Below are 13,142 nucleotides of genomic sequence, written 5' to 3' on the forward strand. Positions count from 1 at the left end.
TTCAGCTCCGGAAATATACGGAGACTCCTGCGGGAGGATAGGCATAGGTGAGACCCCGCAGCTCGGAACGAGCGAGGAGGCTCACCAGCCGCCCGCGGAAAGCGAAGTATATTTCCGGAGCGTGGTATATGCACCCATAAACAGATAGTTCGGTTTTACTTTTTGATAAAATAGTTATGTCCCAGTCTCAATAGATAGAAAAAGGGAGTCAACCAATTTCGCTTAATTATCATATATTTTATATAGAGTATTGGTCTTCTTGGCATGATACATTGCCAAGTCTGCATGGCGAAGAAGTAACTCCAAGTCTACGCCATGAATCGGATAATAGACAACTCCTATACTCGTAGTAAGCTGCACAATAGTATTACCGATATAGATAGGCTGTTTGATGACTTCAATGATATTGTTAGCAATATCATTAATTTCTTTTTCGTTTTTTTGTCCGGGAAGAACAATTGCGAACTCATCTCCCCCCAATCGATATATCAGACCAACTGAACCAAGTGCACCTGTTAATCGTGCTGTGACTTTGATTAACGCCATATCACCGGCCTGATGGCCATGTGTATCGTTAATTGGTTTGAGTCCATGTAAATCCATATACATAATCGTAAATTGTTTGTCTTGGTTGATTTGCTCCTCTATGTCTAATTGGAAATTTAGACGGTTCGGTAAATCTGTTAATGTATCATGGTAAGCACGATATCGTATTAAATCTTCTTCCTTCTTTTTATCCGTTATATCCCAGAATACTACTTGAACAGCTGATTCGCCTTGTAACTTGGTTGGTATTCCATACACATCAACGTCTATTTCTTGACCATCCAAACGAAGAAACTTCTCATAAATCGATGGAGCAAACTGTCCAGTACTTTCTATGTTATTAATTCTTCTTTTAACAATCATTCTAAAGTCTGGGTGGATGATATTAAGAATGTTTAATCCAATGACATCCTCAGAATTTTCCGTTCCGAGGATTCGTAATGCTCTTGAGTTGGCATATTGAATAATACCTTTCTGATGTATCAAGATTCCTATCGGCGAATTTTCAACTAAGATTCGATAACGTTCCTCACTTTCCTTTAAAGCTTGTTCCACTTTCTTGCGCTCCGTTATATTTCGATAACTTACGAGGATTGCCTTTTTCCCCATATACGTAATAGGGATGGCAGAAAGAACCGCTTCTATGCTTTTTCTGTTTCTACTCCGAATAGTAAGATCAAAATCATAAATGGGTTTATTATGGTATAGAACTTCCTGTGAAAGTTGGATTGCTTTATTTAACTTGGATGGATCAATAAACTCCTGAATAGACTGCCCTTCAATTTCTTCTAAAGTAATTCCAAATAGATCCGCAGCGGGTTGATTGGCGTACATGGTTATTTCTCCATCATGTACCAAGATTGGATCAGGTATGTAATTTAAAATGGAAAGCAGTCTTTGCTCACTCTCGGTTAGATTAATCTCCAGTTGCTTTCTTTCTGTAATATCTTGGATTTGTGCAATAAGATATACGGATTTATCTTCTTCCCGAACAATCGAAACGGAGAGTAAAACCCACACATGCTTACCTTCTTTGTGAATATACCTTTTCTCCATTTCATAGGACTCTCTTTTTTCCTCCACCAATTCACGAACGAAATTCACATCTGCTTCCACATCATCTGGATGGGTAGTATCTTGAAATTTAATGGATAAAAGTTCTTCTCCAGTATAGCCGGTTATCTTGGATAAAGCTGGATTCACCTTCATCCATTCTCCATCTAATGAAACTAACGCCATTCCAATAGGCGAATAGTTAAAAGCTTGATCAAATCGATTTAAAAAGTTTTGCATAATATCCCTCAAATTTATTTAGTTTATCTTACTATATTTCTTGTTATCAATTATTCATATTCTAACATAAAATTGCTATTAAATTTCCAAGCTGCCTAGCGTGGTTTTGATTGGCAAATAAGTAATTCTAAGCAACTTTGTATCCTTATTAAAGATGCTATTGGTATGCTTATCGTGTTTTTTATTTTTCTCTTTATTTTCTAATTATTACCACTTATAATTAATTATCAATCTTAATTAAACAAGACTTTTCATGATGAGAGGATAGATGAGCGTGTTACATTTACAACCGATTACGAAGGAAAACTGGACGAAGGCGATCTCACTACGTGTCCGAGAAGACCAAGTGAATTTTATCGCATCCAATGCAGTTTCCCTAGCCCAATTGAATTTCTTAGAAAACTTCCATGCGAAGGGAATCTTCGATGACGAGGAAATGGTTGGCTTCACCCTTTTTGGAATTGACGAAGACGACCATGAGTACTGGATTTACCGTATGATGATTGACCAGAAGCACCAAGGTAAAGGATACGGAAAACAAGCAGTTAAACTGGTGATTGACGATATTAGATTAATGAAAGACGAACGCCATCAAACGATTACACTGTCCTATGAACCAGTAAATGAACATGCCAAACGCATCTATGAAAAAATGGGCTTTCAAGAATTGGAAGGATTAATCATTGATGGGGAACAAGTTGCTCGCTTTACGTTTGAAAGGTAGAGAAATTTAACCTTTATCAGTACTCCTAGATAGTAAGTTATCCCAAGTAAAACATGAAACAAGTGATTCGCCACAACAATTACTAACCGTACATGCTGAACATGCTATATTATAGTACTATTCTATCATTACTTATCACCCAATTAATAGGTAGCACTAAGATGAATTTTTTTCTCAGTACTCTTAAACAAGGAATACATAGAGATAAGAAAAAGGACATCCAGTCCAGATGTCCTCTTCACACTTTATATTACTCTATTAATTCCAACCATTCTTCCAGGCATGTTGAGGTTAAGCTAAATCACTACCCTTTGCATGATACATCGCTCTATCCGCTTCATTGATCATCTGATCTAAATCGACTTGCGCTACATCCGTAGTATAGGACCAGCCAATACTAGCAGAGACTTCTACCTTTTGTTCATTCTTGATAATCGGCCTGTCCAAAGCCTGTTGAATGCGTTGTGAAATACTTTCCGGTACGTCATGGTCGATATTGGATAAGAGGGTTACAAATTCATCCCCACCTAAACGACATAGTAAATCACTCTCTCTAAGCACACCGTTTAACCGTGACGCAACTTCCTCTAGTAATTGATCGCCAACTTCATGTCCATATGTATCATTAATGCGCTTAAATCCGTTCATATCAATAAATAATAAAGCAATCGATGGCGAATTAGCATCCTTTAACTGCTCGAACTTCTCCTTCAGCATCAATCGATTCGCAGCCCCAGTCAGTGGATCACGATACGCCATGTCTTGCAGCTTACCATTTGTATTATTCACCTTGTAAATGAAGATTAATAGAAACACCGTAACAAATACGCCAAACAAGACTAAATAGACAAAATCCTCCATACCAACATTCGGGAAAATCTCTTTTTCAAAGTAGAAAAACGCGTAAAAATTAAGAATAACAGAAGCAAATCCTGCTAATAAAACTACCTGGAAGTTTTGATAAATGGCACTTAAAGGTAGAGCTAACCACATGAATAGATAATTCACTAAGTACGGTGAGTCCGTTAGTAGGTAAAAGAAATAGATATACATACAGCTAACAATCACGTACATGGTAATCGTTGGGTTTACCTTTTTGTTAAGTAAGACTAGTATTGTGAGTCCAAATACCATAAATAAATAAGCTGGCGGAAATACACTTGCAAATCCTTCTATGAAAATATTAATGATTACTTGTGTAAGATAATAGGCAGTAATTATTGAAAATAATATTGTGTTTCTACGATGGATTATTTTATTACTCGACATCATCATAATCTTCCTGTTCTGTCTTAGGATGTGTGGTTAGATAATTATAGAATCAATAGTTTTTCATCTTTAATTTATTATAGCTTAACAGCGTTTTCATACAACTGTAAATTAATAAGAATTAGAGAAAATTATAAATGGTAGACTAACAAATATCCTTACATCCACCCAGTATAGAGCTAAATCGACGACAATCTGTGTTATATTAAACATATATTTATATCTGGAGGGAAGCTGAAACTCACGCTTCTATAAAATCAACAGGATGGTGCTTATGTTTGGATTGGGATATCGAACGATTAAGACTGCTATAGGGGCAGGGCTAGCTATTTGGATTGCGAGTTTGCTCGACTTGGAATTCGCATCATTTGCAGCGATTATCGCTATCATGTGTATTGAACAGACAAAGAAAAAGACGCTACATTCCATTCAGAAAAAGTTTATTGCATCTCTTCTAGCGTTAATCCTAGGTTCCTTTACGTTTGAACTGCTAGGCTATCACCCAATCATCCTAACGATATTTATCTTAATACTCGTTCCTATCCTATTAAAAGGACGTATTATGGATGGTTTCGTCACCAGTATTGTGGTTGTTTTACATATATATACCGTGAAGGAAGTCAGTCTGGAAAACGTATTAAATGAACTCTATATTATCCTCATCGGTATCGTCATTGCCTTACTAGTAAACAGTATCATGCCAAGCTTTAAAAAAGATATTGAAAACTATAAGAAGCAAATTGAAGATAAATTTAGCATTATCCTCTACGAATTTGCGATGTTCTTAAAAGATAGTGAACGCAACTGGGACGGAAAAGAAATCGTTGAAGTCGAAAACCTCATTAACCAAGCGAAAAACATTGCCATCCAAGATGTCGAGAATCATCTGCTGCGAAAAGAAAGCGACGATTATTATTATCTAGAAATGCGCGAGGATCAACTTAAAATCCTAAAAAAGATGGTAACCATTATTGGCATTATGTCTTCATCCAAGTTACATATCAAACAAAAGGGTATGCTTGCTGATGTCTTCTTGAATATTAGTCAACATGTGGAATCCGGCGACACCACCATTGCATTACAGCAGTTAGAAGCATATGAAGAATCCATACGCGAAACGGAGTTACCCCAATCAAGGGAAGAATTTGAGATACGAGCGAATCTATTCTATTTAAATTTTGAGATTAAGAATTACTTAATTATTAAGAGGAATATTTTCAAACGGAGCAACGGTTAACTCCGGGACATTCGATTTTTCTAAAAGTAAAAGAAGCTGGAGCACATAAAGACTTGTGACTCCAGCTTTTTTTGTGCCCTTCAAATATCGCTTACCGAAATTATTATCTCTAAACGATATACTTCATTGACTTAAGTCAATGACTAGCGAGGACACTCCTTTTACAATGGAATTAAACTTAAAAAGGGGGTTTTTCATTGGCTACAACATTATCTTCTCAACGAAAATCTGCTTTAACCGCGGGTGTAGCGCTTCTACTTATGGCGCTAGTTGCAGCGTTTTCCTATGGCTATGTTCAAGGTACTCTTGTAATCCCTAGCGATATCGGAAACACATTTACGAACATCGCAACGTCTATTCAGCTTTACAATGCTGGGATTTTAGGGTGGCTTATTATCCTTGTCTGTGATGTCGTAGTGGCCTGGGCACTGTATGTCTTCTTTCATCCAATTAGCAAAAACCTTTCATTACTTGGGGCATGGTTACGTCTAATCTACGCGTCCATATTTGGGGTTGCCCTTCTCAATTTGGTATTTGTATCCCTGCTCTCCGGTGGCACGGACTTTTTATTACTTGTTAACGAGAACCAGCTTCATGCCTTGATCATGCTATTTTTGGATGCATTTCACGTTATCTGGTCAATCGGTTTGGTCATTTTTGGTGGACATCTAATGATGATTAGTTATTTGGCTTTTCATACCGATTCTGTCCCGAAGCTCATTAGTATCTTTTTGTTTCTTGCATCCATAGGTTATATCGTCATACATCTATTCCAGTCCTTTCTTCCTTTTTTAGATGGTATTATTCATGTGCTTGAAATTGTTTTTACTGTACCAATGATTGTAGGGGAACTTGGCTTTGGATTGTGGTTGCTATTTCGAGGTGGTAAGAACGCTAATACTTAGATATAAAGAGGCCGCGCCTTAGTACGACATCTGGCGCGACCTCTTTATTGTAACTAACTATGCTCCAAACCTCTTCCGATAACCGCATTTCCTACACAATTCCTCAACAGCCTCTCTCCTCGAAAAACCATCAACAAGATTTCTCGCTCGGTCCATCTCGATAATATCAGAGAAAGAATGATCATTAATATTCCCTAAATCGATGACGCCCTCACCATCCAGACAGCAAGGAATAACCGTTCCGTCTGCCAAAATACCTGCCTGATTTCTCAAGCCATAGCAGAAGCCCTTTCCATCGTCTTCCTCTTCATCTAACGAAGGCCACGTGAACTCATAATCTTGATTAATGTATACACGTTCAGCGATTTTGATGCCGCCTCCTGGTTTGACCCGTTCTTCTATGTTGTAATCTAAATTAAATTCTTTTTCGATAATATTTAGCAGGTCTCTGTTTCGCTGTCTTTCCGCATTCGTCTTATTATCCTCAGATAAATTCCATAATCGTAACGAAACAATCAATTCCGATTGGCTCGTTGCTTCTTTCACAAAGGCAAGGACTGTTCTCACATATGCTTCCTTATCTCTATCCTTTAGTGCAGGATTGCCATCAAAGCTATGAAGGGAAAAATTCAATTGTCTTAATGCAGGCTTATTTAAGAGCTGTTCTTTTTTCTTCGTAATTAATGTTCCGTTCGTTGTGATATGTACTTTAAAGCCTTTTTCATGACTTAGATCCAATAATTCACCGATTTTCGGATGGAGAAGCGGCTCCCCCTTCACATGTAAATATATATAGTCGGTGTGAGGTTTAATTTGATCTAATCGTTTCGAGAAATCCTCCAATGCAATGAATTGCTTCGGCCGTAATGTTGGTGGACAAAAGGTACATGCAAGATTACATACGCTAGTAATTTCAAAGTAAACCTTCTTGAATTTTTTCAATTTCAGTTCCCGCCTTTGACGTTATAATATTAAATCTTCTAGGAATTCTTCCCTTCGATCTGGTCTAATCCAGCTCATCTTTTCTAAGTTGGCAATCACCTTGAATTTTTCAACCAATTCAAATGGATTTTTAAGGCCGGACACATACGTTGGGTTTAGAATGTTGCTTATTTCCTCTATTCTATCTTGGCTGAAGTTAAATAGGCTAAATTGACTTATGTCTAACGAGTTAAATTGGTCCATTATCGCTTGTTTATATGTATCTGTTTCCGTAATACCTTCTCTTATCTCGGAAGCTACCTGTTGGCCGACCGGATCGATATAGACAAATTCGATGTAATTCTCCATATCGGGATACCTTAACTCAATCTCCTTCTGTATGATTGATTCTTCCAACTCATACGAATAGTCAAAAGCGGATACTTCTTTCCCGTTATGAAAAATAGTAAATCCCCAGTTATGATCTTCTGCGTTCTGGAAGTTCATCACCGGACACTTAGTCGATAAATCTAAAATAGTTGTCGGAACCTCGTACATGTCTGCATCTGCGATAAATACGAACCATTCATCGTTTAATGGTTTAATTAGTGCATTATTTACCGTTTCCTTTACAAATTGATAGTTTTGCTCCGAATTAGTTACTACGAAACCAAATGTGAATTCGCTCATGTATTATATCCCCTTTGTTTTTATATATTCTCTCCAATACCTGTAGAAAATTAATCTATTACTCACTATTATAATACATTTCAAAATTTTTAGAGAGGACTTAACAATTTCCTTTATTGTTATGAATGGGAACCGTTCTTTTCATACAATAATATGATGATAAAAACCAATTGGGGCTGATGATTTGAGCAAATTTAATCCAGAAAAACTCACAACGGAATTTTTGGATGGTGTTACTGCTGTAGGGGCAGTTATTCCAAGACGGTATACCTTAACGCATTCCGATGCAACAGGTGATTTATTTTTAACAATTGGAATTCACTATGCGTGGAACAAACTCAATCTGATGAGAGATGAAGTATTAGGGGAATGGAAAACAGATGGTGGTTCTCTCTATTATTGTGTTTATCTACAAATCGATCAAGAACCATATAACCAAGCCGTATCCGCACGGCGGAATGAAGTATTTAGAAGGGAATTACCACTTGCGTTGGAAGCGATTCGATACGGAGACAGAGCTCTATTCGCCAGGTATCCTGAACTTGACCAAGCACCAATCCTGGTTAACTTTATGTCTGTCTTCCCGCAGTTTGCAAGACAAGAGAACTGGGGAAACTTCCACCAATTCGAATAGGGAACATTAATCGTAAGGGTGGTCATCTATGACCGCCTTTTTTGTTATCAATTTCCCAAGAGGATTATGTTACTATTTTATATAGATACTATTAAGTTAACGATTTTTAGGAGGAGAAAAATGCTTAAGAAAATAGCTGGTTTTAAGGATAAAAATTCATTAGCTCCTATCACGTTGGATAATATCCAACGAGCAATGTATGAAATAGGATTCGATAAAGCGTTTGTGGGAGAAATAATAAAACCATTGGCAATAAGGGTTAATAATAATAGCGAGAGAAAATTTCAAGAATGGTTTTATGAATTACATTATCGGCTACCAGATGAATTTAAAGATGATGAATTTGCGATTAAGCTATATGAAAATCATGCCTCTTTCATTGAAAAGGAAGTTATTAAGTTAGAAAAAGAAACCGAACTACCATGGGAAAAACAAGCAGAGGATTTAGGACATCTAGATGAAAAAGCTAGCAAAGTTCAGTTAGTAATAAGACATAGACTCTCCGATATAGCCTTGGATTTGTTAAACTAGCTATAGTAGAAATAAGCAAACACGAATTACCAAATAACGATACACGCTTTACCATTCCAAATGAACGTTAGTAACATCATCAAAAAGAGACGTTGAACTCTTTCTGTTCAACATCTCTTTATTGTTAATCCTGCCCTAATATCATCAAGGCCAATACCAATACTGTGCTCCGTATGGATATTCTATTCTGCTATCTAAGTGAGTATACGTACTTCCGTTATAAGCGCCACTAAATCCCGATGACTTGACTGCATTGATAACCGTTGTTAATGAAACACCAGAAGCTTTAATATCTGCTGCAATTCCGTATGTGTGTTGGCTGTTGGATGAAGAACCCGGGATGCTATTATTGTGGGAAACGCTTCTGAAGCCAGAGTTGATGGTAATTGGTTTGTTTCCTATCTTAACGCGAACCGCTTCCAGCTTATACATCATCCTACGCACATTTTCTCTAACGGTAGTCGATGAGACTCTTCCGCCACTAAAGCCACTGCCATCCTTGGAATAGAACTCACTATAACTAAAGTGCGCTGTTCCATTTGAACGTTCTAATTCGTTTAATTTCGCTTGTGTAGCAGGACCAACAATTCCGTCAACCGCTAATCCATATGCTCGTTGGAAACGCATCACAGCCGCTTTAGTCCCTGGACCAAACTGACCATCGACAGCAACGTATGTTTTTGACGGGGAATCAGCTGCCCAGCCAGCAACTCTTATTTGTAACTCTCGTACATCCGATCCACTAGATCCTTCTTGTAATGTACGAGTCCAAGTATAAGCGGACGCTTCATCCGTACTTACAACGGACATGGCAAGTATAAATAGTAATGTAAAACCAGTGATCATAATCAACTTCTTCATTACCTTTTTCAATTTACATTCCTCCTCATTTTTAATTTGTCGTTACCTCCTGATAGGCTAACTACTTTCACTAACGCTTGTCCCATTAAAGATCGTACCGTACATAACAGAAACAAGAACTAATGAAATTCGCCGCGAAACACTCCCCTCCCATCATCTGAATAGTTTGAATTGTACGATTCTAGTTGTCTACGGATAGATTAACATGCATGGAAGCAAGTTGATATTCGTCAAATGGTCTAATTATAGGTAGGGACTTCTGAATGAGGAAAAGAACAGAATCGGACTAAATAACTAATAAGAGCATAAAACTTGATTATAATTCATTGAATGGTAAAATATATTTAAATCAAATATCTCTAATTAGTAATATTTTAAATAAGAGTACATTATTGATAAATACTAATTGCGGGATAGATGATCAAGTTGTTTCATCTTACATTTTTTAAATTCTAAAAAACAATTGGAGGAATGCATCATGGGTAAATTAGACGGAAAAGTAGCAATCATTACAGGTGCTGCACAGGGTATGGGTGCTATGCATGCTCGTAAGTTCGTAGAAGAAGGCGCGAAAGTAGCGATTACAGACCTTAACTTAGAAGGTGCACAATCACTAGCTGATGAATTAGGAGAAAGTGCAATCGCACTGAAACTAGATGTTGCTAGTGAAGAGAATTGGGTAGAAGTTGTCGCAAAAACAGAAGAAGCTTTTGGTCCAATTAACGTATTAGTGAACAATGCCGGAATTGGTATTTTCAAAACACTAGAAGAACTAACTGTAAAAGATTTTGAATTAACATTTAAAGTGGACGAGCTTGGCGTATTCTTAGGAATGCAAAAAGTACTTCCTTCGATGAAAAAAGCTGGAGTCGGTTCTATTGTGAACATCTCATCTGTAGATGGTTTAGTAAGTGCGCCAACGGCTATTGCATATAGTGCTTCCAAACATGCTGTAACTGGTATGACTAAGGGTGCAGCGGCTGAGCTTGGCCAACATAACATTAGAGTAAACTCTGTACATCCAGGAATTATCAAAACACCGATGGCTGACCAGCCAGATGTGGAAGAATATCTAAAGCAACTAGAACAAGATATTCCATTAAGAAGAAGAGCAGACGTAGAAGAAGTATCTAACTTAGTAGTATACCTTGCATCTGATGATTCAAGCTATTCTACTGGAGCACAATTTGTCGTAGATGGCGGAATGATTTCTGACCTTTAATTGATATAAAATACTCATGCGACACTACACAAAAAAAACGTTGATTAATCATCTAATCAACGGTTTTTCTATTAAGTTTGTTTTTATTCCGCAAGCAATTGTTTGCCTTTTATTATATACGCTTGATTCAAAACCAAAGCACCTACCAGTTGGACGATCGTCTTCACGATTACTTGCCCCATGATTGCGAAAGGCACCGCTTCCCAAGGTAATATCCCTGCTCCTATTGGACTAAGACCAACAATTACGAATACGACCGAATCCAAAATACCTCCAACAATTCCACTGTAAAACACGCGCCATGCCATTGGTAACTTTAAGCGTGTATAAATCTCTGTATCCGCTGTTTCAGCAAGAAGAAAAGATAAAGCAGACGCGGCAACAATCATCAGTGTATCCCCTAGAGAAAAGGAAACCACTGCAGATAAAATTAGTGCAGTAAAAATAAAGCCATACGTCTTCTTTCTACCATATTTATTTTGTACCAGATCTCGGAAGATAAAAGTAGCTCCGACAAAGAGCGTCCCCATCGGTACAATAAACATACCAAAGCTTAATGGCGCAAACCTCGCCGTTACAACATTGGCAATTACTATTGATATTAAATAGTATACTATTCTCATGATGTTTCTCCTTAATAATAGATTTTTGATCGCAAACTACCTATCGTTTGACTTATCGATTGTCTACCTTTTCTGGATAGAGATCATGGTTCATCAAACGATGCATCGCCATTTCTTCATACTTCGTTCCAGGTCTTCCATAATTACACCAAGGATCAATCGAAATACCTCCACGTGGTGTGAATTTACCCCACACTTCAATATATCTTGGGTCTAGTAATTTAATTAAATCATTCATGATGATATTCACACAGTCTTCATGAAAATCTCCATGGTTACGAAAACTAAATAAATAGAGTTTAAGCGATTTACTTTCTACTAGTTTTTTATCCGGAATGTAAGAAATGTACATCGTTGCAAAATCCGGTTGCTTTGTAATCGGGCATAAACTTGTAAATTCAGGACAATTAAACTTCACGAAATAATCACGATTGGAATGAAGACTATCTACTGCCTCTAATACCTCTGGTGCATATTCAAATGAATACTGTGTATTTTGATTACCCAATAATGTTAAATCCTCTAAACCTTCTGCCATCTTACGACTAGACATAAAAAAAACCTCCTTGAAAATGATTAAACTGATTTCAAGAGAGGTTCCCACAGCATCTATAAAACTTACAGGAATAAAACAAGAAAAGCCACATCCAAATATGGACATGGCTTGTTTGTCATGTATCCATAGTTTTTTATAGAGGGTTAATCGCTATGAACCTCTCCCGATTTGTTCGGGTTACATTTGTATATCATATAAAATACAAAGGAAAACGTCAATATTTTTTTCATCTCTGGGAAATTTCATGGTATTTTATATACTATACTTCTATGCACGGCAAAAGAACATCATCTATGAAACTTCGAATATACTTATTTCGTATAAACAATAAGAGGTAATGAACCACCTAAGGGAGGATGCTTATGAGGAAAAAGCCATTAAAAACAAACGAGAAAATGAACAATAAACGAAAAAGAGTTATTTACCTACTTCTAATCCTTCTTTGTATTACCGTACTATTAGGAGCTATTTTCATAGCAAGCAGCAATTGGCTAGTATCGGATCTGTATACTGCATTCGTTCTTAGTTTCATCGGAATCTCTTTTTTATATGTTTCAGGCCTAATACTTTGTACATTTTTCCTGTACCTTTGCTCTGTGATTGTCATTTTTAATCCGCAGAAGATTAAAAAGTCATCTGTTATCAACTTTGCCATTGTTGGGATAATCACATTAGTCTTGAGCCTATTTCTCTTAAACGTTAGTGTGAATGAATCGATTAAGGCTTTTCACGATATAGAGGCTTATTCTAATGAAGAATGGCAAGTGAAGGAAATGGTCGTGACCGGTTTATATCGAGGTGGCGGGCTTCACAATGGCCCAGGTGTCCTAATTGATACGGTTGAAGGAGAGCTGTCACTCCATTGGGAGAGTTCACTCATTCAAGTCGGGGAGAAATATCGATTTACTTATTTGGATGCGACTAATACGATTATCGATATGGAGAAGATTACTAAATAATATAAAGAAGGTTCACTTCACGCTTGTGTAAAGTGAACCTAACCTACTAATTCCTTACCACCGTGCCTTATGATCCTCAGCCCAACCAAACATATTTTCTATCTGTATCCTTCACCGTTATAACCAATAACAACCCCACTAAAATGTCCCATTATCTGATGAAAACTCGAT

At 37.1% G+C, this 13,142-nt stretch carries 14 protein-coding genes and 1 riboswitch; of the genes, 7 read left to right on the forward strand and 7 right to left on the reverse strand.

The annotated features are described in order from the left end of the window. Positions 1–222 precede the first annotated feature (222 nt). Complete coding sequence (locus TE34_RS02985) at positions 223–1,839, reverse strand: PAS domain S-box protein (protein WP_047983349.1); 1,617 nt, start codon at positions 1,837–1,839, stop codon at positions 223–225. A gap of 268 nt (positions 1,840–2,107) precedes the next feature. Between TE34_RS02985 and TE34_RS02990 the strand changes: the two genes are divergently transcribed. Then, the gene (locus TE34_RS02990) at positions 2,108–2,563 is read left to right on the forward strand and encodes a GNAT family N-acetyltransferase (RefSeq protein WP_047983350.1); all 456 of its coding nucleotides are present in this window, start codon (positions 2,108–2,110) and stop codon (positions 2,561–2,563) included. Between the two features lie 291 nt (positions 2,564–2,854). Here the strand turns inward: TE34_RS02990 and TE34_RS02995 are convergent, their stop codons facing one another. Then, positions 2,855–3,832 (reverse strand): GGDEF domain-containing protein, encoded by a 978-nt coding sequence (locus tag TE34_RS02995; RefSeq protein ID WP_047983403.1) that lies wholly within the window; start codon positions 3,830–3,832, stop codon positions 2,855–2,857. 274 nt (positions 3,833–4,106) lie between these two features. Between TE34_RS02995 and TE34_RS03000 the strand changes: the two genes are divergently transcribed. Further along, positions 4,107–5,069, forward strand: a complete 963-nt coding sequence (locus TE34_RS03000) for an aromatic acid exporter family protein (RefSeq protein ID WP_047983351.1) — start codon at positions 4,107–4,109, stop codon at positions 5,067–5,069. A 197-nt stretch (positions 5,070–5,266) separates the two neighbouring features. Beyond that, a complete protein-coding gene (locus TE34_RS03005; RefSeq protein WP_053074947.1) occupies positions 5,267–5,974 on the forward strand; it encodes a DUF4386 domain-containing protein in 708 nt (235 codons plus the stop codon). Positions 5,975–6,031: 57 nt separating this feature from the next. On the opposite strand, the gene TE34_RS03010 is transcribed toward TE34_RS03005, so the two are convergent. Then, on the reverse strand, positions 6,032–6,916 hold the full coding sequence (locus TE34_RS03010) for a radical SAM/SPASM domain-containing protein (RefSeq protein WP_047983352.1): 885 nt from the start codon (positions 6,914–6,916) through the stop codon (positions 6,032–6,034). 21 nt (positions 6,917–6,937) lie between these two features. After that, on the reverse strand, positions 6,938–7,585 hold the full coding sequence (locus TE34_RS03015) for a hypothetical protein (protein ID WP_047983353.1): 648 nt from the start codon (positions 7,583–7,585) through the stop codon (positions 6,938–6,940). Positions 7,586–7,769: 184 nt separating this feature from the next. Here TE34_RS03015 and TE34_RS03020 point away from each other — a divergent pair, with 184 nt between their 5' ends. Continuing rightward, positions 7,770–8,219, forward strand: a complete 450-nt coding sequence (locus tag TE34_RS03020; RefSeq protein ID WP_047983354.1) for a staygreen family protein — start codon at positions 7,770–7,772, stop codon at positions 8,217–8,219. A gap of 120 nt (positions 8,220–8,339) precedes the next feature. Then, positions 8,340–8,750 (forward strand): hypothetical protein, encoded by a 411-nt coding sequence (locus tag TE34_RS03025; RefSeq protein WP_047983355.1) that lies wholly within the window; start codon positions 8,340–8,342, stop codon positions 8,748–8,750. A gap of 144 nt (positions 8,751–8,894) precedes the next feature. Here the strand turns inward: TE34_RS03025 and TE34_RS03030 are convergent, their stop codons facing one another. Next, positions 8,895–9,623, reverse strand: coding sequence for a D-Ala-D-Ala carboxypeptidase family metallohydrolase (locus tag TE34_RS03030; RefSeq protein ID WP_236687093.1), 729 nt, complete (start codon positions 9,621–9,623; stop codon positions 8,895–8,897). 466 nt (positions 9,624–10,089) lie between these two features. On the opposite strand from TE34_RS03030, the gene TE34_RS03035 reads away from it, so the two are divergent. Further along, on the forward strand, positions 10,090–10,833 hold the full coding sequence (locus tag TE34_RS03035) for an SDR family NAD(P)-dependent oxidoreductase (RefSeq protein ID WP_047983356.1): 744 nt from the start codon (positions 10,090–10,092) through the stop codon (positions 10,831–10,833). 83 nt (positions 10,834–10,916) lie between these two features. On the opposite strand, the gene TE34_RS03040 is transcribed toward TE34_RS03035, so the two are convergent. Together TE34_RS03040 and queF are read right to left on the reverse strand one after the other, a co-directional pair. Next, positions 10,917–11,456, reverse strand: a complete 540-nt coding sequence (locus TE34_RS03040; RefSeq protein WP_047983357.1) for a VUT family protein — start codon at positions 11,454–11,456, stop codon at positions 10,917–10,919. 52 nt (positions 11,457–11,508) lie between these two features. Beyond that, on the reverse strand, positions 11,509–12,009 hold the full coding sequence (queF, locus tag TE34_RS03045; protein WP_047983358.1) for a preQ(1) synthase: 501 nt from the start codon (positions 12,007–12,009) through the stop codon (positions 11,509–11,511). A 122-nt stretch (positions 12,010–12,131) separates the two neighbouring features. Beyond that, positions 12,132–12,179, reverse strand: a riboswitch (PreQ1 riboswitch). A gap of 195 nt (positions 12,180–12,374) precedes the next feature. Between queF and TE34_RS03050 the strand changes: the two genes are divergently transcribed. Next, on the forward strand, positions 12,375–12,971 hold the full coding sequence (locus TE34_RS03050; RefSeq protein ID WP_047983359.1) for a hypothetical protein: 597 nt from the start codon (positions 12,375–12,377) through the stop codon (positions 12,969–12,971). The last annotated feature ends 171 nt before the right edge of the window (positions 12,972–13,142 follow it).

Origin of the sequence: Ornithinibacillus californiensis, from assembly GCF_001038485.1 — a bacterium.
Lineage (GTDB): Bacteria > Bacillota > Bacilli > Bacillales > Amphibacillaceae > Ornithinibacillus > Ornithinibacillus californiensis.

What these genes read in the sequence shown, in the direction of transcription:
- TE34_RS02985 (WP_047983349.1), bottom strand. Translation starts at nt 1,839, where the DNA reads ATGCAAAACTTTTTAAATCGATTTGATCAAGCTTTTAACTATTCGCCT.
- TE34_RS02990 (WP_047983350.1), top strand. Translation starts at nt 2,108, where the DNA reads ATGAGCGTGTTACATTTACAACCGATTACGAAGGAAAACTGGACGAAG.
- TE34_RS02995 (WP_047983403.1), bottom strand. Translation starts at nt 3,832, where the DNA reads ATGTCGAGTAATAAAATAATCCATCGTAGAAACACAATATTATTTTCA.
- TE34_RS03000 (WP_047983351.1), top strand. Translation starts at nt 4,107, where the DNA reads ATGTTTGGATTGGGATATCGAACGATTAAGACTGCTATAGGGGCAGGG.
- TE34_RS03015 (WP_047983353.1), bottom strand. Translation starts at nt 7,585, where the DNA reads ATGAGCGAATTCACATTTGGTTTCGTAGTAACTAATTCGGAGCAAAAC.
- TE34_RS03025 (WP_047983355.1), top strand. Translation starts at nt 8,340, where the DNA reads ATGCTTAAGAAAATAGCTGGTTTTAAGGATAAAAATTCATTAGCTCCT.
- TE34_RS03035 (WP_047983356.1), top strand. Translation starts at nt 10,090, where the DNA reads ATGGGTAAATTAGACGGAAAAGTAGCAATCATTACAGGTGCTGCACAG.
- TE34_RS03040 (WP_047983357.1), bottom strand. Translation starts at nt 11,456, where the DNA reads ATGAGAATAGTATACTATTTAATATCAATAGTAATTGCCAATGTTGTA.
- queF (WP_047983358.1), bottom strand. Translation starts at nt 12,009, where the DNA reads ATGTCTAGTCGTAAGATGGCAGAAGGTTTAGAGGATTTAACATTATTG.
- TE34_RS03050 (WP_047983359.1), top strand. Translation starts at nt 12,375, where the DNA reads ATGAGGAAAAAGCCATTAAAAACAAACGAGAAAATGAACAATAAACGA.